We start from the raw sequence: 24,831 nt of genomic DNA on the forward strand, positions 1-24,831 counted from the left end.
TGAGTTAACTGAGCAACACCCGGCTGGGTGGCAAAATGACGCTGAAAGTCGAACCTTGGCCGGACGCGCTCTCGATCAACACCTGCCCCCCGTGGCGCTGTGCCACGTGTTTGACGATCGCCAGCCCCAAGCCGGTGCCGCCGGTCTCGCGCGAGCGGCTGCGGTCCACCCGGTAGAAGCGCTCGGTCAGGCGCGGCAAGTGCTCGGCTTCGATGCCCGGGCCGTCGTCGCTGACATAAAAAACGGCTCCGCCGTCGCTGGCCAAGCGCCAACCGACGCGCACCTGTGCGCCCGCTGGGGTGTGGCGCACCGCATTCCCGACCAAATTTGACATGGCGCTGTGCAGCTCCTGCCGCGCCCCCGCAATCTGGAGCGCTGGGCCATCCTGGGCCAACACCTGGTGCGGACCGCTGCCCAGCACCTCAGACAGCGCCTGCGCCTCACTGACCACCTGCGACAGCATGGCTTGCGCATCAATCCACTCGCCCACACCGGGCACCGGACTGCCTTCAAGGCGCGACAGCGTCAGCAGATCGCTCACCAGGCTCTGCATGCGCTGGGCTTGTGTGCCCATCAATTCGAGGTACTGACGCCGCTCCGGCGCCGACAGATCCAAAGTCAGCAAGGTTTCGATGAAGCCGCTCACCACCGTCAGCGGGGTGCGAATTTCGTGCGACACATTGGCCACGAAATCGCGTCGCATCGCCTCGGCCAGTTCCAGCGCCGTGACCTCGCGCGTCAGCATCAAGCGCCGCCCCTTACCGTAGAGGTAGAGATTAATCGAAATGCGCTGCGGATGCCCGGGCGTGGCGTCGCGGCCATCGATCTCGACCGAGGCGGCATAGTCGTTCTGTGTCAGGTAGTCGATAAAGGCCGGATCACGCACCAGGTGCCGAATCGGTTGTTTGAGATCGCGCTTGGTGTCAAAACCCAAGTGCTGGGCAGCGGTGAAATTGCTCCACTCGATGCTGGACGACTTGTCGAGCAGCACCACGCCGATAGGCGAGGCCTGAATGGCGGCCAAGAACTCTTGCAGCCGCGCCTCGCTCTTGCGCGACTTGCGGTTCAGGGTCTTGAAGGATTTGCGGGCCCGCTCGACCACCTCGGCCCACACCCCCACCGCAACGGGAGGCGTGGAAGCGCTGCCGTGGCGCAACCAATCGAGCACGCGCCGCGCCCGCATCGAATCGAACACAAACCACAGCACCGCCCCAAAGGCGCTGCCAACCAAGGCCAAGCCGTCTGGCTCCCCAAGGGCTGCCGCCAACGCGCCAAGCGCCAGCGTGCAAGCCAGCAGCTCCAGCAGCCGGCGCATCATGCCGCGGCAATATCGGGCTTGGGCTTGGTGTTGCTGGGCTGCGTCGTGATGCGGTAGCCGGCACCGCGCACGGTTTCGATCATGGCCCCGGCCAGACCCAGCGATTCGCGCAGGCGTTTCACATGCACATCGACCGTGCGCTCTTCGATGAACACGTGGTCGCCCCAGATGCGGTCCAGCAACGAACCCCGGGTATGGACCCGCTCCGGGTGCCTCATGAGGTAGTGCAGCAGCTTGAACTCGGTCGGGCCGATCTTGATTTCACTGCCATTGAGCGTGACGCGGTAGGTCGAGGCATCAAGCGACAAATCGCCCAAGCGCACCGCGTCGTTGACGATTTCAGGGGCGCGGCGGCGCAACACGGCGCGGATGCGCGCCAGCAATTCCTGCGTAGAAAAGGGTTTGGTGATGTAGTCATCCGCCCCGGCGTCAAGCCCCTGCACCTTGTCGGATTCCTCGGTGCGCGCCGTCAGCATGATAATGGGCACCGTCTTGATGCGCTCTTGCTGGCGCCAGCGCTTGGCCAGCGCCACCCCGCTTTCACCAGGCAGCATCCAGTCGAGCAAAATCACGTCGGGCAAGACCGCATCCACCTCGCGCTGCGCCGCTTCGCCGTCATAGACCACCGTCGGCGCAAAACCGTTGTGGCGCAAATTGACGGCAATCAGCTCGGCAATCGCCGATTCGTCTTCCACGACCAGCACGCGCGGCAGCTTTCTCATTGCAGCACCGACCTTCTTTCTTCATCGGTGCTGTGGCGCACGTCCGTCCCTTTGACGACGTAAATGGTGGCCTCGGCAATGTTTTTCGCCAGATCACCGATGCGTTCGATGGCCTTGGCCAGAAACATCAGGTGGATGCTGCTGCCGATCAGGCGCGAATCCTGCATCATGTAGGTGCTGATCTCGCGAAAATAGGATTCGTACTCGACATCGAGCTGGTCGTCGTCATTGATGACGGCCAGCGCTTCCTGCACATCGAGGCGGGCAAAGGCGTCCAGTGCACGGTGGAGCTGCGAAGCCGCCAACTGGGCGGTGCCACCGAGCGACTTGACCGGCAGCGCACGAGGTGCCCCGGATTGAATGAATTTATCGACCATGCGCGCGATGCGGGTGGCCTTGTCACCCGCCCGCTCGAGGTTGGTGATGACGCGCGAAATACCGATCAACAAGCGCAGATCGCGCGCCGTGGGCTGGCGCCGGCTCATGATCGAGATGATCTCGTGATCGATCTCGAGCTCAAACAGATTGACTTTTTTCTCGATTTCGAGCACCTGCCCGGTGGATTCGGTGCTCAAATGGTGCAGCGCGTGGATGCATTGTCGCAATTGAGATTCCACCACCCCACCCATTTCGAGCACGCGGGCGGTGACGTGGGCCAGTTCGGATTCGAACTGCGTAGAAAAATGCTTGTCGCTCATGATCAGCCAAACCTTCCAGTGATGTAGTCTTCGGTCTCGGTGCGCTTGGGTTTAAAGAAAATCTGCTCGGTGGCGCCGTATTCCATCAACTCGCCCAAGTACATGTAGGCGGTGTAATCGCTGCAACGCGCTGCCTGCTGCATGTTGTGGGTGACGATGGCAATGGTGTAGTCCTTTTTAAGCTCGTGCACCAGTTCTTCGATCTTGCCGGTCGAGATCGGGTCCAGCGAAGCGGTGGGCTCATCGAGCAACAGCACCGAGGGTTTGACCGCCACGCTGCGCGCAATGCACAGGCGCTGCTGCTGCCCGCCGGAAAGGCTCAGGCCGCTTTGTTTGAGCTTGTCTTTCACCTCGGTCCAAAGCGCGGCCTTGCTCAGGGCCCATTGCACCCGCTCATCCATTTCAGAGCGGCTAAGCTTTTCGTAGAGCTTGACACCAAAAGCAATGTTGTCGTAGATCGACATCGGAAACGGCGTGGGCTTTTGGAACAGCATGCCGATGCGCGCGCGCAGCAGGTTCAGATCCTGCTTGGGGTCCAGAATGTTCTGGCCATAAAAACTGATCGTCCCCTCGGCGCGCTGCCCAGGGTAGAGGCTGTACATGCGGTTGAGGGTGCGCAGCAGCGTGGATTTGCCACAACCCGATGGGCCGATAAAAGCTGTGACCTTGCCCTCGACGATGTTGAGGTTGACGGATTTGAGGGCATGAAAGCCACCGTAATAGAACTGGAGGTTGCGCACCTCGATGGCGTTTTTGGTGTCGATTGCGGGTTCGCTCATGATTAAATCTTCGAAAATATAGGACCTTAAACCTTGACGCGCTCACGGAACACAATGCGTGCCGTGATGTTGATGGCCAACACGGTGAGGGTAATCAGCAGCGCGCCCCCCCAAGCCAGCTCGTTCCAGTTGTCAAATGGGCTCATGGCCATGTGGTAGATCCAAACCGGCAAGTTGGCCATCGGGCCATTCATATCGAGGGTAAAGAACTGGTTGTTGAGCGCCGTGAACAACAGCGGTGCGGTTTCGCCGCTGATGCGCGCCAGCGCCAGCATCACCCCGGTAATGACACCGGCGCGGGCACCACGCAACACCACCGTAATCGCCACTTTCCAGTGCGGCGCCCCCAGCGCAAAAGCGGCTTCGCGCAAGCTGCCGGGGATCATGCGCATCATGTTTTCGGTGGTTTTGATGACCACCGGAATGGCGATCAGCGACAGCGCCACCATGCCGGCATAGCCTGAGAAGTTGCCCATCGTCATCACCACCACGGCAAACACGAACAGGCCCAACACCACCGAAGGGGCCGAGAGCATCACCTCATTGACGAAGCGCGTGACGCTGGCGACTTTGCTGGAGTCCCCAAACTCGGCCAGATAGATGCCAGCCAGAATGCCAATCGGGGTGGAAATCAGCACTGCGCTGCCCACCATGATTAGGCTGCCCACGATGGCATTGCGCAAGCCGCCGCCGGGGGTGCCGGGAGCAGGTGTGTCTTCGGTGAAAAGTGCCCAGTCGATGGCGTAAAAACCATTGGAGAAAAGCACGTACAAAATCCACAGCAAGATCGACAGGCCAATGGCCGAGGCCACCATGGAAAAACCCATGATGACGGCGTTTTTGCGACGCCGGCTGTTGTAGAGGGATTGGTTAAATTCCATTTCAGTATCCTTTGCTGCCCTTGCCTTCTTCAACGTGTGCAATCAGCAAGCGCGCCAGCGCCAACACGATAAAGGTGAGCATGAAGAGCAAAAAGCCGAGCGCGAACAGGGTGTACATGTGCATTCCAAACGATTCGGCGAATTCGTTGGCCAGCGTGGAGGTGATCGAGGCCCCGGGCGCAAACAGGGTTTCGGGTATGCGGTGTGCGTTGCCGATCACGAAGGTCACGGCCATGGTCTCACCCAAGGCCCGACCCAAACCCAGCATCACCGCGCCCACCACCCCTTTGAAAGCATAAGGCATCACCACATGGCGCACCACCTCGGACGTGGTGCTGCCCAGCCCGTAGGCGGATTCGCGCAAGATTTGCGGCACCACCTCGAACACGTCGCGCGTCACGGCAGCCATATAGGGCAGCACCATGAACGACAAGATAATGCCCGCCGCCAAAATTCCCAAGCCGTTCGGGGCGCCGCCAAAGATCGAACCAATGATCGGCATACCGGCCATCAGATCTTGCACCGGCACCTGAAAATAATCGGCAAACAGGGGCGCAAACACAAACAAGCCAAACATGCCATAAATGATGGAAGGAATGGCAGCCAGCAGTTCCACCGCCGTGCCCAACGGGCGGCGCAGCCACGGCGGACAGGTTTCGGTCAGAAACAGTGCAATACCGAAAGCCAGCGGAACCCCGATCAACATGGCAATGAACGAGGTCGCCAAGGTGCCAATGATGGGCACCAATGCGCCAAACTGCTCATTGACCACATCCCACTCGGCGGTCCAGATAAAGGCAATGCCAAAGGTTCTGAAGGCCGGCCAAGCATTGACAAACAGGGTAACAATGATGCCAATCAGGGCCACCAGCACCAGCAAGGCAAAAGCCTGCGAGAGTCGGTAAAAAACAGCGTCTTGCAAACGCTGGCGCTTGGCTATAGCAAGCACATGGGGCGAGCCCATGTCGGGAGACTTAAAGGATGGGTCCATAGGTGAGTTTTGGCTGGCAGTAGAACAGGCACCAATTGTTTGATCAATACACAAAAACAGACCCGCCGACCGAATCAGTCGGCGCGGCGGGTGTTATGGCCCCATTAGTTGAGGCTCAGAGCGCATCAGGTGCGCTGGATCAGGTTCCAAACGCGGGCGCGAATGGCGTCAGCCAAGGTGTCGGGGATCGGCACGAAGTCGAGCTCAATCGCCATCTGGTCACCATTTCGGAAGGCCCAGTCAAAGAAGGCCAGCACGGCGTTGCTCTCGGCTACGTTGGCCGGTTGGCGATACATCAGAATGAAGGATGCGGTGGCAATCGGCCAAGCGTTGGCACCGGCGGCGTTGACTATCGAGACGCCCATGCCCGGCACGCTGAACCAGTCCACGCCTGCAGCGGCAGCCGAGAAGGTGCGGTCGTCGGGCTGCACGAAGTTGCCGGCCGCGTTTTGCAGTTGCATGTGCGGAATGTTGTTGCGCCGCGCAAAAGAGAATTCCACGTAGCCGACGGCACCGCGGGTGCGCGCCACGATGGCTGCCAACCCTTCGTTGCCACGGCCGCCGATCGAGGAAGCCGCCGGCCAGCGCACGCTGGCACCTCGGCCCACGGTGCTGGCCCAATCGGGGCTGACGGCGGTGAGGTATTCGGTGAAGTTGAAAGTGGTGCCGGAGCCGTCGGCACGGTGCACCACGGTGATGGCTTGGTTGGGGAAGGTGCGGCCCGGGTTGAGGGCGGCGATGCGCGGATCGCTCCAGTTGACGATGCGGCCCAAAAACATGTCGGCCAGAACCGGGCCGGTGATGCGCACCTCGCCCGGGCGGAAGCCCTCGAGGTTGAACATCGGCACCGTGCCGGCGATGATGGCCGGAAACTGCACCATGCCGTCGCGCTCGAGGTCGGCCCCGGATACGGGTGCGTCGGTGGCACCAAAAGTCACGGTACGAGCGCGAATCTGGCGAATGCCGGCCGAAGAGCCAATCGACTGGTAGTTCAAGCGCACACCGGTGGCGGCTTGATAGGCCTCAGCCCAGCGCGAGTAGATCGGGAACGGCAGCGACGCGCCCGCACCAGTAATAATGGTCGAAGCGGTGGCCAGCTTGGTAAAACCGCCAGTCATGGCCAATGCAGCGGTAGCCGCCACGGTTTTCAGGAAAGTGCGTTTCATCGGGGTCCTCTGAGGGATGGTTAACAGACAAAACCTATGCTAGCGTAGAATTATGGCAGTTTTGTGACAGTCATTTGAAGACTCGGCGACACCCAGGCCGGATCAAGACGGCGCCTGTGGTTTCCCCCAAGGGTTCTCGTGTGACAATGGCATGAAAGGTCTGCGCGACTGGGTTACAGTAGCGCCATTGTCGCCAAGCCGCCGGTTTATGGCTTGGTCATCCTTTAGTCTTTGCCCTAGGAGCCCCAGTGCCGATCAACCACAAAGAACGCAATGCCGCCCCGCGCAGCGTCGCCGCCAGCCACCCTTACGAGGAGCACCAAGGCGAGTCGACCCGCCGCGAGGACTCGCGCTTGGCCGACGCACTGGCTTTTTTGCGCGGCTTCGTGGCACAACCGATGTCGGTGGCTTCGGTGGTGCCTAGCTCCCCTTATTTGGAACAAGGGGTGGTGCGGGCCACCGATTTGTCGCGTGCGCGCTGCGTGGTCGAACTGGGCCCGGGCACCGGCGGCAGCACGCGCGCCCTGTTGCGCGCCATGAACCCGCAGGCGCGGCTGCTGGCGATCGAGCTCAATCCTGATTTTGCTGCCCGGCTGCGCCAGCGCGTGCAAGACCCGCGGCTGCTGGTGCAAGAGGGCAGCGCCGCCGACATGGGTGAACACTTGGAGCGCTGGGGCCTGCCAGCACCCGATGCGGTGGTCTCGGGCATCCCGTTTTCCACCCTGCCAACCGAGGTTGCGCACAGCATCGTGGCCGCCATCCAAGCCAACCTGGCTGTGGATGGGCGCTTCGTGGCCTACCAGTTCCGCGCCCATGTGGCCAGTTACACCAGCCCGGTGATGGGTGAGCCCAGCTTTGAATGGGAGTGGCGCAACGTGCCGCCGATGCGCGTGTTCCGCTGGGTCAAGCGCTAACGCGCTAAAGCGCCTTGACGCCGCTGCTTGAACTGCTGGCGCTGCTGGCTGCTGCGGTGGCGGCGGTGGCGCTGTTCCAGCGCAGCGGCATTCCGGCCAGCTTGGGCTATCTGGCGGTCGGGGCCCTGCTCGGCCCCTATGTGGCGGGGCTGATCAGCCACACCGAGACCATCCGCTTGGTGGCCGAGTTCGGCATCGTTTTTCTGCTCTTTACCATCGGGCTGAACTTCTCGCTGCCGCAGATTTACGCCCTGCGCCACACCGTGTTCTGGCTCGGCACCGGGCAGGTGGTGCTGACCACGGCGCTGGTCACGCTGGCCGGCTGGGCACTGGGCTTTCCGTTGGCGGCGGCCTTCGTCGTCGGGGCGGTGTTTGCCCAGTCATCGACCACCATCATCGCGCGCCAGTTGAGCGAACAAGGCGAGGAACACAGCCGCCACGGCCGCCTCGGGCTGGCGATGTCGGTGTTCCAAGATGTGACGGCGGTGCCGTTCCTGATCATCATTCCGGCGCTGGGCCTAGCGGCGGCGGGTTCGCTGGCCGAGCCGCTGGGCTGGGCGCTGGTGAAGGCGCTGCTGGCTTTTGCGCTGGTCTATCTGGCTGGGCGCTGGCTGCTGCGGCCGCTGTTTCACGCCATTGCGGTGCGCCGCTCGACCGAGCTCTTTACGCTCACGGTGCTGCTGGTGACGCTGGCCTCAGCGGCGATCACCGACAGCCTGGGGCTGTCGCTGGCCTTCGGGGCCTTTCTGGCCGGCATGATGCTGGGCGAGACCGAATTCCGGCACCAGATCGAGTCCACCATCCGCCCCTTTCGCGACGTGCTGCTGGGGCTGTTTTTCGTCTCGATCGGCATGCTGGTCAACCCGCTGGCGCTGCTGGCCGTCTGGCATTGGGCGCTGCTGGGAGCGTTGGCGCTGCTGGTGGCCAAGGTGCTGCTGGTGGCGCTGCTGGTGCGCGCCGCGGGCTTTGAGCCGCGCACCGCCTTGCGCACCGCGCTGGTGCTGGCCATGGGCGGCGAGTTTGGTTTTGCACTGCTGGCGCTGGGCCTAGCCGGCGGCAGCATCGACGGCCACACGGCGCAGATCGCCCTCGCTGCGGTGCTGTTGAGCATGATGATCGGCCCATTCCTGGTTCGCTACAGCCTGCCACTGAGCGCGGCGCTGCTGGGCCGCGAAAGGTCGGGGGCATTGAATGTGACGGGCAGCGCCCCACACCCGGAACCGACAGCGTCCAACCACTGGAAGCAGCACGTGATTCTGTGCGGCTATGGCCGCATCGGCCAGAGCGTGGCCAATTTCCTGGAGCGCGAGCGCATTGCCCACGTGGCGCTGGACTTGGACCCGACCTTGGTGCGCGACGCCCACGCGGCGGGCGAACCGGTGTTTTATGGCGACGCCACCGACCCGGCGGTGCTCGAGGCGGTGGGCTTGGCGCGCGCGCGGCTGCTCATCATCAGCTACGAAGACCCGGCCGCCGCGCTCAAGGTGCTGCAGCAGGTGCGCGCGCTGCACCCCGATTTGCCGGTGATGGTGCGCACGCGCGACGAAACCCATGTGGAGGCGCTGCGCCAGGCCGGTGCCACCGAAGTGGTGCCCGAGACGCTCGAAGCCGCCATGATGATGGTGGCGCACGCGCTGGCGCTGCTGCAAGTGCCCACGGCGTGCGTGTTGCGGCGCCTGCGCGAGGCGCGCAGCGACCGCTACCGGCTGCTGCGCGAGCTGTTTCAGGGCGACCCGGCGCTGGACACCGCCGACGCAGCCACACCGCGCCTGCACTCGGTCACCGTGCCGGCAGGCTGCGCCGCACTGGGCTGCCGCTTGGGTCAACTTGAACTGAGCGAGGGCGTTGAACTCAGCGCCTTGTTGCGCCACGGCCAACGCATGCTCGACCCCGCACCCGACCTGCTGCTGCAAGCCGACGATGTGCTGGTGTTGTTTGGCAAGCCCGATGCGCTGGCGCAAGCCGAACAGCGCCTGCTCTCCTGAGACAAGCCGAGGCCGCAGGGCGCTATGAGGCAGACTCGCCGCACCGGGCTATATTCTTGAGAAAAACAGGCGGATAATGCCACCATGGACTTCACCACTTTCTCGCAAGCTGCCGGCGGCCTAGCCCTGTTCCTGCTGGCCATGCTGATGATGACCGAAGGGCTCAAAACCTTTGGTGGCGGCGGCCTCAAGCGCCTGCTCAGCCAATCGACTTCCACTCCGCTGCGCGGCGTCGGGGCGGGCATCTTGGTGACGGCGGTGGTGCAGTCCTCCAGCGCGGTCACGGTGGCGGCGATCGGCTTCGTCAACGCCGGGCTCATGAATTTGCGCCAGGCGCTGGGGGTGGTGTTCGGCACCAACATCGGCACCACCATGACCGCTTGGCTGGTGAGCTTGGTGGGCATCGGGTTTGACATCGACGCCTTTGCGCTGCCCATCATCGCCGTCGGGGTGGCGCTGCGCCTGATTGTGCGCAACAAACGCTACCAAGGCCTGGGCGAGGCGCTGACTGGCTTTGGCTTGTTTTTCATTGGCCTAGGGCTGCTGCAACAGGCCTTTTCGGGTGTGGCGGCCGGCTTTGAGGCCGAGGTGCTCGGCGGCGGTTTTGCCCTGCACTGGGCCGCTGCGCTGGCAGTGGGTTTCCTCGTCACCACACTGACCCAGTCTTCCAGCGCCTCCATCGCGCTCATCCTCACTGCCGCCGCCGGTGGGTTGTTGACCCTGCCCACGGCAGCGGCCGCGATCATCGGGGCCAACGTCGGCACCACCACCACCGCCGTGCTGGCTGCACTCAACGCCACCGCCGCCGCGCGCCGCTTGGCCATGGGCCACGTCGGCTTCAATGTGATCACCGGCTGCGTGGCGTTGCTGATCTTGCCCTTGATGCTGTGGACGGTGGACGGGCTGGCCCTGTTCTTCGGCCTGGTGGGCAATGTGGCCGCCAAACTGGCGCTGTTTCACACCGTTTTCAATGTGTTGGGGGTGATGCTGCTGCTGCCCTTTGTCGGCCGCTTGGCGGACTGGCTCGAAACCCGTTTTCGCAGCCAGCAAGACGAGCTGGCGCGCCCGCAGCACCTGGATGCCACCTTGGCGGCATCACCCGAACTGGCGCTCGGTGCGGTGCAAGCCGAGCTGCAGCGGCTGCGCGCTGGCGTGGGTGCGGTGGCCGGCGCGGCCCTCAAAAACGAGCGCGCAGTGGACAAGGAAGCCGAAGCGGTGCGCCAACTGGCCGCCACCGTCACCGAGTACATTGCCGGGCTGCGCGCCGAACGGATGCCGCGCCAGGTCTCGGACGCGCTCACCCTGTGCCTGCGCGCCGCCCGCTACCTCGATGAAGCCGGGCGCATGGTGGCCTCGGCGCAGGCCTTGGCCGCCGCCTCCCAGACCGGGCCAGAAAACGTGCGCGCCCTGATCGCTCCGGTGCTGGCGGCCGCGGCGGATTGTCTGGCCGCTCCGGGTGCCGAGACCGCACGCAGCCTAGAGGCCTTCGAGCCCACCTATCAGCAAGGCAAGGGCGCGTTGCTGGCCGCCGTGGTGGCGCAGCAGCTTGGCGCCGAAGCAGCCGACACCCTGCTCGACGACCTCAGCCACCTGCGCCGCCTGGTGCAGCAGTGGGTGAAAGCCGACGACATGCTCAACAGCCCGGAGCTGGCGCTGGTGCCGCAGCGGGCCGGGGGTGCCAAGCTGAATTCGTGACCCCAATCCCCAAAAGCCGCTGTCACTGCCCGATATCCCCAGCACCCAGCCCCAAGCGTGGCCGATGATGCGCGCAGCCTTGCACATCATCGCATGCCGCCCAAGCGTACCAGCGCTGGCGCATTGTGGCGCAAGAGGGCACCGCACGCCGGCCCAAGGCGTGGTGCGAAAACCACTGGGAACAAAAGCCTTTGACGGCCTCGAAGTTGTGCTTGCCCAAGGTGAGCAGGCCTAGGTAGCACTTGAGGATGTGGTTGTTGGCTATGCCGCTGCGTACCGGGTATTTGGGGTCAAGCAAGGCCGGCCGCTTGATGCGCTTGAACCACCGCCCTACCAAGGCCAGTCCGCCATGGCTGCTGAGCTCTTAGGGTAATTGCTTGACTGTGAATTAAACTGGATCGGTCATGTGGGCTGCACATACCCGCTGGGTGCTGAAATGACGTGGTGTAATTCGATGTATTTAAACAGAAATCCGCCTGATTTGGGATGTGATGTCACAGATTCAGGAACCTGCAAGGAGGAGCCAAAATGAGCGATTTTCAAAAGCAATACGCCCAGTGGGACAAATTCCTGAGCGATTGGCCGCGCACGCGGCTTGACACGATGACGCTGGATAAGTACACCAAAGCGGGCGAAAAAAAACCTTCACCCACTGGATCGAATCGCTCCTCAATGTGACGGGCAGCATCCGGGGCGGGTCGTCGTTCAAGTTCGGCGTGTTCTCGCGCAAGAACCACGAGAACAAGAAGTCCGACGCCAAGCTGAGCTACTCCGACACCCACGGCTGGTATTCGTCCCTCGGTGCGACTGCGCAGGAGGCCTTTGAGAAGGTGCGCGGGTATGTTTGTCAGGTGGCAGATCTGGCGGAGCGAGGCGACTTGGACGGCATCGAGGCATTCGAACACTTGGGCGAAGCCTTCAAGTGGAAGATCGCCTTCCACTACCAAGACCGGAAGGCGCCGGTGATCGTGAGCATCTTTAAGCGGGAGCTGCTGGCCGTCTACGTTGGTGTCACCGCGAGCCAGAGCATGGCGACGTTGCAGAAGGCAGCGCTGGCCAAAAGACCTGCCGATCTGGGCATACTTGAATTCGGTCAGCAGGTGTGGGAGGCATTGAGCCAGAAAAACCTGGCAATCTGGAAACTCTCGCACGGCAACCCGCCCACCTTCACCGAGGCCGAGCGTCAGCAGTATCTGGGCGGTCATTGGGCGGTGATGCATCGCGACACCGGCAAAGAGCAAGGCAAGAAGTTCGCCGAGGCACCGGTGGGCGCGCTGTTCTTTCTCTGTCATGGCCACAGCCCGCAGTGCATCGGGCAGTTCACGTCGAAAGCCCAGCCCTGCGCCAAGGGCGATGGATGGTTGCAGCGCAGTTACCGTGTACTCAAGCCTGCCCAGCGCAACGACCGCTACACCGCAAACTCCAAGGGATGGTCGCCGCAGGGCAATTCGACCTTTTGGCAGGTGGGCGCGCACGATCTGCCGGAGTTCGAGTCCACGCTGCTCAAGCCATACTTCGCCACGGACCTCGCGGAATTAGCAGTGCTGGCAGGCGAACCCATTGAGGCGGCCAGCCTCAGTAACGGGGCGGCACAGACGCCAGCGCCGGTGCACATGCCCGCCCCCATCACGGCGAGCAAGCCGATTGCCCCCTGCGTCAATCGCATCTACTACGGCCCGCCGGGCACCGGCAAGACCTACACGCTGACCCGGCTGCTCAAGCGCGACTACGAGCAGCAGGCGAAGTCAATCTCCACCGAGGAATGGCGCACTCAGTTGATTGCAGAGAAGATCGCCGTCCTGAAATGGTGGGAAGGTGCCGCCGCCACCCTTTATGACCTTGGCGGCAAGGCCAAGGTGGCGGACATCGCAGAGCACCGATTCATCCAAGCCATCACCGCCGCCAATGGCTCGAACCGCAACGTGAGGCAGACGCTGTGGGGAGCCTTGCAGAGCCACACCGTGGACGAATCCACCTTGGTCAAGGTGAAGAAGCGGCTGAGCCCCGCTGTGTTCGACAAGAGCGCAGAGGCGGTGTGGCAGTTCGCCGGAGACTGGCAGGAAGCCTGCGCGGATCTGATTGCGCTCGTCGATCAACTCAAGCAGGGCCCGCAGGACGCCCATGCCATCCAGCGCTACAGCTTCGTCACGTTCCACCAGTCTTACGGCTACGAGGAATTCGTCGAGGGTTTGCGGCCGGTTCTGACTGGTGAGGCGGACGCGGGCGAAGTGGCCTACGAGATGCGACCGGGCGTGTTCAAGGAGTTGTGCCGCAAGGCGCGACAGGCGCCCGAGCAACGATTTGCAATGGTCATTGATGAGATCAACCGGGGCAACATCAGCAAGATCTTCGGCGAATTGATCACGCTGATCGAGACCGACAAACGCGACCCGCTGGACGGCAACGCCCCGTCCGCCGAAGTTACCCTAGCCTATTCGGGCGAAAAGTTCTCGGTTCCTGCCAACGTGGACATCATCGGCACGATGAACACGGCGGATCGCTCACTGGCCTTGCTTGACACGGCCCTGCGTCGCCGCTTCGAGTTCGTGCCACTGATGCCCGATACGCGTGCCGAGAAAGCCCCTGCCGATCAGGACAGTGCCCCGCTAGCCGGGCTGGTGGTTACGACGGACGCCGGATTGATCGACATTCGTCTGCTGCTGCTGCGGATGAACGAGCGCATCGAGGCCCTCTATGACCGCGACCACGGCATCGGCCACGCGTATCTGACCGGGTTAGCAGGCGTGGAGGATGGTCCCTTGCGATTCAATGCGCTAGCTGCGACCTTCCGCAACCGCATCGTGCCGCTGCTTGAGGAATACTTCTTCGAGGATTGGCAAAAGATCCGGCTGGTGCTGGCAGACAACCAGAAGATCGACAAGGCGATTCAGTTCATCCGCGAGAGCGTGGAACGCGAGCAGGATCTGTCGGCCCTGTTCGGCAACGACCACGGGCTGGACAGCTACGCCACGAAGCGTCGTTATCACGTTCAGGATTCGGCCTTCTCTCAGCCGGAGGCCTACATCCGAATCTACCAGGCACTGGCCTGACGTCCGAGGTGCGCTGATGGCTGGCATCACGATCTACGAGTTCGACGCACTGGTGGCAGCAGCATCCGGCGTGCCGGACGTTGGCGGTCAACGTGTCGTGCCTCCCGGCGTATTCGAATGGTTGGAACTGCAGACGCTGCGGGCGGCTGAGGCCGGCGCGTCGGCTTGGTTGCGCCTGACACAGCGGCGCGGTCGCCGGGCCGTCCAGGTCACCAGTTTCGTCGGCGTGATTCGGTCGCCGGACGGTTTTCAGATCGAAGTGCTGCCAAAGGTCGGCAAGGCGAACGGCGAAGGCGATGCACAGGCTCGTCAATTGCTGATCGAGATGCTGCGCTGCCTGGGCGGGTTCCGACACGTCCAGACCGACAGCGCCAAGCTTGTGGCCACGCGCATGCCCTTGCTGGAAGTCTTCATCGGTGAGTTCCTCCTCGCCGTGGAGCACATCGTCAAGCAAGGGCTGCGCAGTGACTACGCGGCTAGGCGGGACAACGTGTTCGCGCTGCACGGCAAGCTGCAGATCGCCACGCACCTGCGGCAGAACCTGTGCCGGCGGGATCGGTTCTTTGCGGAGTTCGACGAATTCTCTACCAATCGCCCGGAGAACCGGTTGCTGCACGCGGCACTGCGGCGGGCACTTGCGTGGACCGCATCACAAGCAAACCAGCAACTCGCACGCGAACTTTGCTTCGTGTTCGCCGATGTACCCGAATCCGAACAACCGGCGGTGGACTTCTCCATTGTTCGGCTTGATCGCGGCATGGGGCACTACGCTGATGCGCTGGCATGGGCGAGGCTGATCTTGGGCGATGCATCCCCACTCACCGGGGCGGGTGGTCATCGGGCGCCTTCACTGCTTTTTCCGATGGAGGCGGTTTTCGAGGCCTACGTTGCCAAGCATCTGGCGCGGCAGCTGGCGCACCCGTTCACACTCAAGACGCAGGCGCGCAGCTACTCGCTCGTGACGCATCTCGGGCAGGACTGGTTTCGCCTGAAGCCAGATCTTCTCGTCCAAGAATCGTCGGCGAATCGCTTGGTTCTGGACACCAAATGGAAGCTGCTCGACGACAAGAAGGCCACGGGCACGGACAAATACGGACTGGACCAAGGCGATTTTTATCAACTGTACGCCTATGGCCAAAGTTATCTCGATGGCCAGGGCGACGTGGTGCTTATCTATCCCCAAACGGATGCCTTCGAGGAGGCGTTGCCCGTGTTCGGCTTCCCAAAGTCCAGTGGCCTGCGGCTGTGGGTGCTGCCATTCTGCCTGGATAAGCGCGCGCTCATCCTTCCTCCCTGCGGCAGCCTCGACGCTTTGTTTGTCGGCAACGGACTGCAGTCGGAGTGACAGGGCGCGACACCGGACCGATCAGCTGCTGCATACGAGGTGACCTTGAAATGACCGATCTACAAGCGCCTCAAGGCATCAACCCAGAAAGGAAAGTGAACGTGGTACTGACCCGTGATTTCAAGGTAACCGTAGCCGCGCGCGTGCAGAGCGATCCGGCCCTTTGCGCAGACGCTTCTGGACGAGGCCATCACCTTGATCTTCAATGGTGAACCTGAATCGGCCAAGCTGATCCTGCGGGATGTGACAGATAGCCAAGGTGACATCGCCCAGATACTTGTCCAGACCTCAGAATCTGAAAACCTCAGAACCTAAAACCCTCAAAAATCGACCGCCACCGCATCGCCCGCGCGCTCCATCAGCGCCCGGCGCGCCGCCGCCTCACCTTTGCCCATCAACTGGCCGATGCGCGCCTCGGTCTGCAGCCAATCGAGTGCTCCCAGTTGCACCGGCAGCAGGCGGCGCGTGTCGGGGTTGAGCGTGGTGTCCCACAACTGCTCGGCGTTCATCTCGCCCAGGCCTTTGAAGCGGCTGATGCTGCATTTGTCGCGCGCCAGCCCGTCTTTGGCGCACTTGTCCAGAATCGCTTCCAGCTCGCCCTCATCCAGTGCATAGGCCTTGGCGGCGGGCTTTTTGCCGCGCGCGGGCACATCGACGCGGTACAGCGGCGGGCGCGCCACATACACGTGCCCGGCCTCGACCAGGCGCGGGAAGTGGCGCAAAAACAGCGTCAAAAGCAGCACCTGGATGTGCGCGCCATCGACGTCGGCATCGGCCAAAATGCAGACCTTGCCGTAGCGCAGGCCGCTCAAATCGGCCTGATCGGCCAGCCCATGCGGATCGACCCCGATGGCCACCGCGATGTCGTGGATTTCGGTGTTGGCGTACAGGCGCTCGCGCTCCACCTCCCAGGTGTTGAGCACCTTGCCGCGCAGCGGCAGCACCGCCTGGCATTCTTTGTCGCGCCCCATTTTGGCGCTGCCACCGGCCGAATCACCCTCGACCAAAAACAGCTCGTTGCGCGCCAGCTCGCGGCTCTCGCAGTCGGTGAGCTTGCCGGGCAGCACCGCCACCCCCGAGCCCTTGCGTTTTTCCACCTTCTGCGCCGCCTTCTGGCGGTTTTGCGCGGCGCGGATCACCAGCTCGGCCAGCTTCTTGCCGTGCGCCACGTGCTGGTTCAACCACAGCTCGAGCGCCGGCCGCAGCACCGAGCCGACCAGGCGCAGCGCGTCGCGCGAATTGAGCCGCTCCTTGATCTGGCCCTGGAACTGCGGGTCCAGCACCTTGGCCGAGAGCACGTAGCTGGCGCGCGCGTACACGTCTTCGGGCAGCAGCCGCACCCCTTTGGGCAGCAGCGCGTGCAGCTCGATGAAACCCTTGACGGCCTGGTACAGCCCGTCGCGCAAGCCGCTGTCGTGGGTACCGCCGGCGCTGGTGGGAATCAAATTGACGTAGCTCTCGCGCAGCGTGGCGCCCTCTTCGGTGAAGGCCACCGCCCAGGCCGCGCCCTCGCCCTCGGCAAAGCTCTCGTGCCCGGCGTCGGCATAGCCCGAACCCTCAAAGAGCGGGATCAGCGGCTCGGCGGGCAGGCTTTGCAACAGGTAGTCGCGCAGGCCGCCCTGGTACTGCCAGTGCAGGGTTTCGCCGCTGGCTTCTTGGATTAGGCTCACGCTCAAGCCCGGCAGCAGCACCGCCTTGCTGCGCAGCAGGTGCTGCAACTCGGCCAGCGGCAGGGCGGCGGTGTCGAAATATTTGGGGTCGGGCCACAGGCGCACCGTGGTGCCCTGCTTGCGCGCGCCGGCCGGGGCCGCTTGCAGGCTCAAGGGTTCGAGCACGGCCCCATCGGCAAAGACCATGCGCGCTACCTGGCCGGCGCGGTAGCTGCTCACTTCGAGCCGGCTGGCTAGGGCGTTGCTCACGCTCACCCCGACTCCGTGCAGGCCGCCAGAAAAGCTGTAGGCACCGCCGCTGCCCTTGTCGAACTTGCCACCGGCGTGCAAGCGCGTGAACACCAGCTCCAGCACCGGGGCCTGCTCCTCCGGGTGCAGCCCGTGCGGGATGCCGCGCCCCTCGTCTTCCACGCTCACCGAGCCGTCGCGGTGCAGGGTGAGGCGGATGCGCTTGCCGTAACCGGCCAAGGCTTCGTCGGCGGCGTTGTCGAGCACCTCCTGCACCACGTGCAAGGGGTTGTCGGTGCGGGTGTACATGCCAGGGCGCTGGCGCACCGGCTCCAGCCCTTTGAGCACGCGAATCGAGGATTCGGCGTAAGCGCCTGGGGTTGGGGTGGCGTTAGAAGGGGTGTCTGGCATGGAGGCGCATTGTAGAGAGGCGGCCGCCTCCCTGCCTCCGCCCTTGGCTTGATGCGCAAGGCTGCAAAGCGGCGCCAAATTGGTTACATTTACCCGATGTCTGCGCCGCCACGCCCTGCCACCGCCGCCCACGCGCCGAGCCTGCCTATCGCCCAGGTGCTGCTCTGCGGCGCGGCCATCGTCATGCTGTCGATGGGCATCCGGCACGGTTTCGGGCTCTGGTTGCTGCCCATCACCGAGGCACAGGGCTGGACGCGCGAGCATTTTTCTTGGGCGCTGGCGGTGCAAAACCTCTCGTGGGGGGTGTTTGGCATTTTTGCCGGCATGTTGGCCGACCGCTTCGGGGCCTTCAAGGTGCTGGTGCTGGGCGCGCTGCTGTACGCGCTCGGGCTGGTGGGCATGGCGCTCTCGACCACCCCGCTCATGTTCGCCCTCACCACCGGGGTGTTGATCGGCGCGGCGCAGGCTGGCACCACCTTTGCCGTGATCTACGGCGTGATTGGCCGCCAGGTACCGGCCGAGCGCCGCTCCTGGGCCATGGGCGTGGCGGCGGCGGCGGGCTCCTTCGGCCAGTTTTTGCTGGTGCCGGTGGAGGGCTTCCTGATCCTCTCCTTTGGCTGGCAAGAAGCGCTGCTCATTTTGGCCGCTGCGGTGCTGTTGATCGCGCCGCTGGCCTGGGGCCTGCGCGAGCCCGGCTTTGCCGCTGGCCAAACCCAGCCGGTGCGCGAACAAAGCATCTGGCAAGCGCTGCGCGAAGCCAGCGCCTACCGCAGCTTTCAGTTGCTGATGGCGGGCTATTTCGTGTGCGGCTTCCAGGTGGTGTTCATCGGCGTGCACCTGCCGAGCTACCTCAAAGACCACAACCTGGAGCCGCACGTGGCCAGCACCGCGCTGGCGCTGATCGGGCTCTTCAATGTGCTGGGCACCTACGCCGCCGGGGTGCTTGGGCAGCGGCTGGCCAAGCGCAAAATCTTGGCCTTCATCTATTTGGCGCGCTCGCTGGCCATCACCCTGTTTCTGCTGGCCCCGCTCACGCCTTGGAGCGTGTATCTGTTTGCCGCCGTGATGGGGGTGTTGTGGCTCTCGACCGTGCCACCCACCAACGCGCTGGTGGCACAAATTTTTGGCGTGGCGCATTTGTCGATGCTGGGCGGCTTTGTGTTCTTTAGCCACCAGATCGGTAGCTTCCTCGGGGTTTGGCTCGGCGGCCTGCTGCACGACCAGACCGGCAGTTACGACATCGTCTGGGCGCTGGCCGTGGGCTTGGGGCTGGTGGCAGCGGCGCTGAACTGGCCGATCAACGAACAACCGATCCAGCGCGGGCCGCAGCGCGTCAAGGTGGCGGCATGAACCCGACGCTGCCAGACCAGAGCGGGACCGGCAACCTTGGCCGCATCCGCCTCTCCAGCCGGGCCATCCGGGCCATCCGGGCCATCCGGGCCATCCGGGTCTTGGGCGGCGTGGCCGGGCGCGTGTTGGCTTGGGCAGCGGTGGCGGCGCTGTTGCTGCTCACCTTCGACCTCTACACCCAACCCGACTTCCTGCTCAAGTTGTCCAACCAAATCTGGCTGTGTTTTTGAGCATGCCGCCGCACCGCCCCCACGCCGCCCCCTCGGACTGGCTGCTGCGCTGGAGCCACCTGATCGGCCCCGAGCCCGACCCCGGCCGCACCGGCCAGACCGCCCCGGCCCCGCACGTGCTCGACCTCGCCTGCGGCCACGGGCGCCACAGCCGCTGGCTGGCGGCGCGGGGTTGCCAGATCACGGCGCTGGACCGCGACCCCGCTGCGCTGGCCGCTTTGGCCGATCTCTGCGCCCCAGTCACATCGGCACCCACCCCGGCCGGGCGGGTGCGCACCGTGCAAGCCGACCTGGAAAACGCGCCTTGGCCGCTGCCCGGTCAGCAATTCGACGCCGTGCTGGTGACCAACTACCTCTGGCGCCCGCTCTGGCCCGATCTGCTGGCCAGCCTGCGACCCGGCGCGCTGCTGATCGTCGAAACCTTTGCCCACGGCCAGGCGCGCATCGGCCGGCCCTCGCGGCCCGAATTTTTGCTGCAAAGCGGTGAGTTGCTGCGCCTGTGCCAAGGTCTGCAGGTGCTGGCTTTCGAGGACGGCTGGCTGCCCGAACCGGCGCGCTTCGTGCAACGCATCTGCGCCGTGCGCCCCCTACCCAGCGCCAGCGCACAGCCGGCGCGGTTTTTTTTGAATCCAGGCCTTGTGCAAGCCGATTGATCGGCCTCAACAGCGGCCTCAAGGCCGATCAATCCCCCATCGGGGCTCGAGGCGACCCCAAGCCGCGCCAGGCTGGGTAGAATGCGGCTTTGATCCCCTGATTTCACCCCTTTAGCCCCTATGACGAAACCGATCACTGCGCTCACTGGCAGCATCGTGGCCTTGGTCACCCCCATGCACCCCGATGGCAGCGTGGATTACGCCTGCCTGCGCCAGTTGATCGACTGGCACATCGAGCAGGGCACCGACTGCATCGGCGTCGTCGGCACCACCGGCGAATCGCCCACCGTGAGCGTGCAGGAACACTGCGAGATCATCCGCGTGGCGGTCGAGCAGTCGGCCGGACGCCGCCCAATTTTGGCCGGCTGCGGCGCCAACTCCACCGCCGAAGCCATCGCGCTGGCGCGCTACGCCCAGCAAGTGGGGGCCGACTGCCAGTTGCAAGTCGTGCCCTACTACAACAAGCCCACCCAAGAAGGGCAGTACCAGCACTTCAAGGCCATCGCCGAGGCCTGTGGCGACCTGCCCATCATGCTCTACAACGTGCCCGGGCGCACGGTGGCCGACCTGCAACCCGAAACCGCGCTGCGGCTGGCCGAACTGCCCGGCATCTTTGGCATCAAGGAAGCCAGCGGCAACATCGAGCGCGCCCAGTGGCTGATCCGCCAGGCGCCGACGGGTTTCAGCGTCTATTCGGGCGACGACCCCACCGCCGTGGCCCTGATGCTGTGTGGCGGCCGTGGCAACGTGAGCGTGACGGCCAACGTGGCCCCGCGCCTGATGCACGAATTGTGCGTGGCTGCCATCGCCGGCCAGGTGCAGCGCGCCATGGAAATCCAGATGCGCTTGCTGCCGCTGCACAAGCAGTTGTTCGTCGAACCCAACCCGATCCCGGTCAAATGGGCGCTGGAGCGCCTGGGCCGCTGCGGGGCAACCTTGCGCCTGCCCCTGACGCCACTGAGTGCCGACAAGTACCCGTTGGTGGAAAATGCCCTGCAAGAGGCCGGTCTGCTGTAAGCTGCGTCTCGCTGCCTTGCCCCGTCGTCGAATTCAAAGCCCACCCATGAAACCCAGCCTCCTCGCCCCGACCCGCCGCACCGCCCTTGCCGCCAGCACCCTGCGCGCCAGCACCCTTGGCCTCGCGGCCGTGCTCGTTGCCGGTTGCTCGGTGCTCGAAGAAGACCGCATCGACTACCGCAGCGCGCGCCCAGCCGCCACGCTCGAGGTGCCACCCGACCTGACCCAGTTGCAGCGCGACAGCCGTTTCGTAGCCCCCGGCGCGGCCGTAACGGCAGCCGGTTTCCAGGCTGCTCAACCCGGCGTGGCCGCCGTGCCCACGGCAGCCGTGCAAGTGGGTGACGTGCGCATCGAACGCGCTGGCGACCAGCGCTGGCTGGTGGTGAACCGGCCACCCGAGCAACTGTGGAGCCCAATCCGCGACTTCTGGCAGGAAAACGGCTTTTTCCTCACCCTCGACCAGCAGCAACTGGGCCTGATGGAGACCGACTGGGCCGAAAACCGGGCCCTGATTCCGCAAGACATCATCCGCGCCACCTTGGGGCGCCTGTTCGACACCCTGTACTCCACCGGCGAGCGCGACCGCTTCCGCACCCGGCTCGAGCGCCGCGCCGACGGCGGCACCGAAATTTTCATCAGCCACCGCGGCATGATCGAACTCTTCAACGAACGCCGCGACGGCACGCTGTGGCAGCCGCGCCCCACCAACCACGAGCTCGAAGCCGAGTTTTTGCGCCGCCTCATGGTGCAGCTGGGTGTCACGCAGGAACAATCGCAGGCCTTGCTGGCTGCCGCCACCCCGGCGCAGCCGCTGGCCCGAATCGCTACGGTCAACAACTTGCCGGTGTTGCAACTCGATGAAGGCTTCGACCGCGCCTGGCGCCGCGTCGGGCTGGCGCTGGACCGCACCGGCTTCACGGTGGAAGACCGCGACCGCGCCCAAGGCCTCTACTTTGTGCGCTTCGTGGCCCCCGACGCCACCGTGCAACGCGCCGAACCGGGTTTCTTGGGCCGCATTTTCGGCGGCGCACGCGCCGAGGCCGCAGCCCCCGAGCGCTACCGCATCGTGGTGCGCAGCACCGACAACCGCAGCACCGTCTCGGTGCTCGACCACGCCGGCCAGCCGGCCCCTGCGGCGGTGGCCCAGCGCATCGTGCAGGTATTGGCCGAGGATCTGAGGTAATTTACGCTCACCTGCGCCTTGCTCCCGGTCGGGTTTTGGCGGTCTGCTTGGCCGCCTGCCCTCCGCCTCGTGCATGACCACCCCACTCCAGTCAGCCACAGAAGCTGAGTCCACCCTCACCGGCATCGACCCCGGGCCGCATTGGAAGCTGCGTTACTGGTCGATCTTTTTTGGCCAGGCCTTGTCGCTCATCGGCTCGGCCATGACGCAGTTCGTGCTGCTGTGGTGGATCACCGACACCACCGGCAGCGTCTCGATGCTGGCCACGGCGGGCATCTTGGCTCTGCTGCCCTTCGCCTTGCTCAGCCCCATCGGCGGCGTGCTGGCCGACCGCTACAACCGGCGTTGGCTGATGGTGGTGGCCGACACCCTGGGGGCGCTGTGCATGGTGGTTTTGATCGCGCTCTTTTTGAGCGGGCGCATCGAAATCTGGCACATCTTTGTGATGGTGTTCATCCGCAGCGCGCTGCAGGCCATCCAATACCCGGCGGCCATCGCCAGCTTGGCCAATTTGGTGCCCGCGCATTTTCTGCCACGTGCCGTGGGCCTCAACCAGAGCCTGACCGGCATCATGACGGTGGCCGCCGCCCCGCTGGGGGCCTTTGCCATCAGCGTGCTGCCAATCGGCTGGGCGCTCGGCATCGACGTCTTCACCGCGGTGCTGGGCATCATCCCGTTGCTGATTTTCAGCATTGCCCAGCCGCGGCGTGCGCAGCGGCGCGAACACGGCTTTTTCGACACCCTGCGGCGCGATTTCGTGGAAGGCTTTAGGACCGTCTGGTCGATTCCGGGCTTGCGCAAACTCTACGCCCTGCTGGCCATGGTGGTGATGGTGGTGATGCCCTCCTTCACGCTGGTGATGCTGCTGATACGCAACCATTTTGGCGGCGGCGCGCCCGAGGTGGCGCTGATGGAGGGCCTGGCCGGGGCGGCCATGATCTTGGCCGGTCTGGTGGTGGCCGCTGTGGCGCCCAAGCGCCACATCCGTTGGGTGATCGGCGGCTTTTCCTTGTCGTGCTTCATGCTGGCGGCCACGGCCTTGCCCAACCCAGACTGGTTCGTGCTGGCGGTGCTGGCCTGGACGCTGAGCGGCTTTTTCTACATCATTGGCAACGCGCCGCTGTCCACCTTGCTGCTCAGCACCATCCCCAATCAGCTGCAAGGGCGCGCGTTGTCGCTCATGACCACCGTGGTGGCGCTGGCGGCGCCGGTCGGGCTGGCGCTGGCGGCGCCCTTGGGGGAACTGCTCGGCATTCGCGGCCTGTTCATTTTTATGGGCTTGACCGGGGGTTGCCTGGTGTTGCTGGGTTTGCTGTCCAAAGACATTCGAAGCCTGGATGTGTCCCGAACGCGCAGCCAAGGCCCAAAACGGGTGGAGCCCCACCCAGCCGAGGCCCCAGCGCTCAGTGAAACCGGCAAAACAGAACCCCAGCGCCCAATCAAGGGTGGGATTGAACCTTGAGGGCGCCCAATTTGCTGGAGTAGTCGCGCCCGAGCAGGCTCAGCGCCGCTGCCGTGCGCAGCGCCAAACGGCGGTATTGCGCCGCCAATTCGCCTTCGGGCGCAGCCACCACGATCGGCTCACCCCGGTCGGCTTGCTCGCGAATGGCCAGCGCCAGCGGCAAGGTGGCCAGGCACTGCAAGCCCATTTCGGCCGCCAGGCGCTGCCCCCCTTCGAGGCCAAACACCGCTTCGGCATGGCCGCAGCGGCTGCACACATGCATCGCCATGTTCTCGACCAGGCCCAGAATCGGCACCCCGACCTTTTCAAACATGCGTATGCCCTTGCGCGCGTCTTGCAGGGCCACGTCTTGGGGCGTGGTGACGATCAGCGCCGCCGTCAGGGGCACCCGCTGCGCCATGGTCAGGTGGATGTCGCCGGTTCCGGGCGGCAGATCGACGATCAGGTAATCCAGCGCCTGCCAGTTGGACTGGCGCAGCAGCTGCTCCAGCGCCTGGGTCGCCATGGGGCCGCGCCAGATCATGGCGTCGTCGGGCTTGATCAAAAAACCGATCGACATCACCTGCAAGCCATGCTTGAGCAGGGGTTCCATGGTTTTGCCGTCCAGGCTTTCGGGCTTTTGACCCTGCAAACCCAACATGGTGGGCACGCTTGGGCCATAGATATCGGCATCCAGCACACCCACCTTGGCCCCTTCGGCGGCCAAGGCCAAGGCCAAGTTGACCGCCGTGGTGCTCTTGCCCACCCCCCCTTTGCCGGAAGCCACGGCCACGATGTTTTTCACCTGCTCCAGCGCCGGCACGGTGGGCGCCGCCACCTGATGCGCCACGATGCGCGTCTGCCAATGCACCTGCACCTGGCCCACCCCCGCCACCGTTTGGGCGGCGCCGCGCAGCGCCTGGCCCAGTTCGGGCCACAGGCTTTGCGCCGGGTAGCCCAGATCGACCTCGAACGACACCTCGGCGCCGTGGATTTGCAGGTTTTTGAGCGCTTTGGTCGAGACAAAATCGCGTCCGGTCAGCGGGTCGAGCACGGTTTGCAGCGCCTGCAGCAGGGCCTGGGGTTCAATAGCCATTTTTCAAA

At 64.2% G+C, this 24,831-nt stretch carries 22 protein-coding genes; 12 read left to right on the forward strand and 10 right to left on the reverse strand.

Annotated elements, in window-relative coordinates; translation table 11 throughout:
• Positions 1–4: 4 nt before the first annotated feature.
• The 7 genes from phoR to pstS all read right to left on the reverse strand — a co-directional run bounded on the left by phoR (position 5) and on the right by pstS (position 6,555).
• Entirely contained in the window at positions 5–1,318 is a 1,314-nt protein-coding gene (gene phoR / locus SRAA_RS06400; protein ID WP_045531545.1) for a phosphate regulon sensor histidine kinase PhoR, read from the reverse strand.
• A complete protein-coding gene (phoB, locus tag SRAA_RS06405) occupies positions 1,315–2,040 on the reverse strand; it encodes a phosphate regulon transcriptional regulator PhoB (protein WP_045531546.1) in 726 nt (241 codons plus the stop codon). The genes phoR and phoB overlap by 4 nt, the downstream gene beginning before the upstream one ends.
• On the reverse strand, positions 2,037–2,738 hold the full coding sequence (gene phoU, locus SRAA_RS06410) for a phosphate signaling complex protein PhoU (protein ID WP_045531547.1): 702 nt from the start codon (positions 2,736–2,738) through the stop codon (positions 2,037–2,039). Before phoU ends, phoB begins: the two co-directional genes overlap by 4 nt.
• A 2-nt stretch (positions 2,739–2,740) precedes the next feature.
• On the reverse strand, positions 2,741–3,517 hold the full coding sequence (gene pstB, locus SRAA_RS06415; RefSeq protein WP_045531548.1) for a phosphate ABC transporter ATP-binding protein PstB: 777 nt from the start codon (positions 3,515–3,517) through the stop codon (positions 2,741–2,743).
• Positions 3,518–3,543: 26 nt separating this feature from the next.
• Positions 3,544–4,398: a phosphate ABC transporter permease PstA gene (pstA, locus tag SRAA_RS06420; protein WP_045531549.1), complete on the reverse strand. Its 855-nt coding sequence runs from the start codon at positions 4,396–4,398 to the stop codon at positions 3,544–3,546.
• Position 4,399: 1 nt separating this feature from the next.
• The gene (gene pstC, locus SRAA_RS06425; RefSeq protein ID WP_144318719.1) at positions 4,400–5,389 is read right to left on the reverse strand and encodes a phosphate ABC transporter permease subunit PstC; all 990 of its coding nucleotides are present in this window, start codon (positions 5,387–5,389) and stop codon (positions 4,400–4,402) included.
• A 125-nt stretch (positions 5,390–5,514) separates the two neighbouring features.
• The gene (gene pstS, locus SRAA_RS06430) at positions 5,515–6,555 is read right to left on the reverse strand and encodes a phosphate ABC transporter substrate-binding protein PstS (protein ID WP_045531551.1); all 1,041 of its coding nucleotides are present in this window, start codon (positions 6,553–6,555) and stop codon (positions 5,515–5,517) included.
• Positions 6,556–6,803: 248 nt separating this feature from the next.
• On the opposite strand from pstS, the gene SRAA_RS06435 reads away from it, so the two are divergent.
• The 3 genes from SRAA_RS06435 (at position 6,804) to SRAA_RS06445 (ending at position 11,149) form a co-directional block, all read left to right on the forward strand.
• Positions 6,804–7,469, forward strand: coding sequence for a class I SAM-dependent methyltransferase (locus tag SRAA_RS06435; RefSeq protein WP_197538499.1), 666 nt, complete (start codon positions 6,804–6,806; stop codon positions 7,467–7,469).
• 14 nt (positions 7,470–7,483) lie between these two features.
• A complete protein-coding gene (locus SRAA_RS06440) occupies positions 7,484–9,454 on the forward strand; it encodes a monovalent cation:proton antiporter family protein (RefSeq protein ID WP_045531552.1) in 1,971 nt (656 codons plus the stop codon).
• Between the two features lie 84 nt (positions 9,455–9,538).
• The gene (locus SRAA_RS06445) at positions 9,539–11,149 is read left to right on the forward strand and encodes a Na/Pi cotransporter family protein (protein ID WP_045531553.1); all 1,611 of its coding nucleotides are present in this window, start codon (positions 9,539–9,541) and stop codon (positions 11,147–11,149) included.
• A 22-nt stretch (positions 11,150–11,171) separates the two neighbouring features.
• Here SRAA_RS06445 and SRAA_RS06450 read toward each other — a convergent pair whose 3' ends face one another.
• Positions 11,172–11,447 (reverse strand): hypothetical protein, encoded by a 276-nt coding sequence (locus SRAA_RS06450; protein WP_144318720.1) that lies wholly within the window; start codon positions 11,445–11,447, stop codon positions 11,172–11,174.
• Positions 11,448–11,677: 230 nt separating this feature from the next.
• On the opposite strand from SRAA_RS06450, the gene SRAA_RS12600 reads away from it, so the two are divergent.
• Genes SRAA_RS12600 through SRAA_RS06460 form a run of 3 tightly spaced genes read left to right on the forward strand, consistent with a single transcriptional unit; the run spans position 11,678 to position 15,544 of the window.
• Complete coding sequence (locus SRAA_RS12600) at positions 11,678–11,827, forward strand: hypothetical protein (RefSeq protein WP_171820228.1); 150 nt, start codon at positions 11,678–11,680, stop codon at positions 11,825–11,827.
• Positions 11,824–14,199 (forward strand): McrB family protein, encoded by a 2,376-nt coding sequence (locus tag SRAA_RS12045; RefSeq protein ID WP_052467510.1) that lies wholly within the window; start codon positions 11,824–11,826, stop codon positions 14,197–14,199. Before SRAA_RS12600 ends, SRAA_RS12045 begins: the two co-directional genes overlap by 4 nt.
• A 16-nt stretch (positions 14,200–14,215) precedes the next feature.
• Complete coding sequence (locus SRAA_RS06460; protein WP_045531555.1) at positions 14,216–15,544, forward strand: McrC family protein; 1,329 nt, start codon at positions 14,216–14,218, stop codon at positions 15,542–15,544.
• A 320-nt stretch (positions 15,545–15,864) separates the two neighbouring features.
• Here SRAA_RS06460 and SRAA_RS06465 read toward each other — a convergent pair whose 3' ends face one another.
• A complete protein-coding gene (locus SRAA_RS06465; RefSeq protein WP_045531556.1) occupies positions 15,865–17,853 on the reverse strand; it encodes a DNA topoisomerase IV subunit B in 1,989 nt (662 codons plus the stop codon).
• Positions 17,854–17,949: 96 nt separating this feature from the next.
• Between SRAA_RS06465 and SRAA_RS06470 the strand changes: the two genes are divergently transcribed.
• From SRAA_RS06470 to SRAA_RS06495, 6 genes are all read left to right on the forward strand, one after another.
• Complete coding sequence (locus SRAA_RS06470) at positions 17,950–19,203, forward strand: MFS transporter (RefSeq protein WP_045533432.1); 1,254 nt, start codon at positions 17,950–17,952, stop codon at positions 19,201–19,203.
• Positions 19,200–19,433: a hypothetical protein gene (locus SRAA_RS06475; RefSeq protein WP_045531558.1), complete on the forward strand. Its 234-nt coding sequence runs from the start codon at positions 19,200–19,202 to the stop codon at positions 19,431–19,433. The genes SRAA_RS06470 and SRAA_RS06475 overlap by 4 nt, the downstream gene beginning before the upstream one ends.
• A 2-nt stretch (positions 19,434–19,435) precedes the next feature.
• Positions 19,436–20,086, forward strand: coding sequence for a class I SAM-dependent methyltransferase (locus tag SRAA_RS06480; protein ID WP_045531560.1), 651 nt, complete (start codon positions 19,436–19,438; stop codon positions 20,084–20,086).
• A gap of 120 nt (positions 20,087–20,206) precedes the next feature.
• The gene (gene dapA / locus SRAA_RS06485) at positions 20,207–21,103 is read left to right on the forward strand and encodes a 4-hydroxy-tetrahydrodipicolinate synthase (protein ID WP_045531561.1); all 897 of its coding nucleotides are present in this window, start codon (positions 20,207–20,209) and stop codon (positions 21,101–21,103) included.
• Positions 21,104–21,149: 46 nt separating this feature from the next.
• Positions 21,150–22,286, forward strand: a complete 1,137-nt coding sequence (gene bamC / locus SRAA_RS06490; RefSeq protein ID WP_045531562.1) for an outer membrane protein assembly factor BamC — start codon at positions 21,150–21,152, stop codon at positions 22,284–22,286.
• A 73-nt stretch (positions 22,287–22,359) separates the two neighbouring features.
• Positions 22,360–23,748 (forward strand): MFS transporter, encoded by a 1,389-nt coding sequence (locus tag SRAA_RS06495; protein WP_082039949.1) that lies wholly within the window; start codon positions 22,360–22,362, stop codon positions 23,746–23,748.
• Here the strand turns inward: SRAA_RS06495 and apbC are convergent.
• The gene (apbC, locus tag SRAA_RS06500) at positions 23,726–24,823 is read right to left on the reverse strand and encodes an iron-sulfur cluster carrier protein ApbC (protein WP_045531563.1); all 1,098 of its coding nucleotides are present in this window, start codon (positions 24,821–24,823) and stop codon (positions 23,726–23,728) included. The genes SRAA_RS06495 and apbC overlap by 23 nt on opposite strands.
• Between the last annotated feature and the right edge of the window lie 8 nt (positions 24,824–24,831).

This window comes from Serpentinimonas raichei, from assembly GCF_000828895.1.
Classification (GTDB): domain Bacteria; phylum Pseudomonadota; class Gammaproteobacteria; order Burkholderiales; family Burkholderiaceae_C; genus Serpentinimonas; species Serpentinimonas raichei.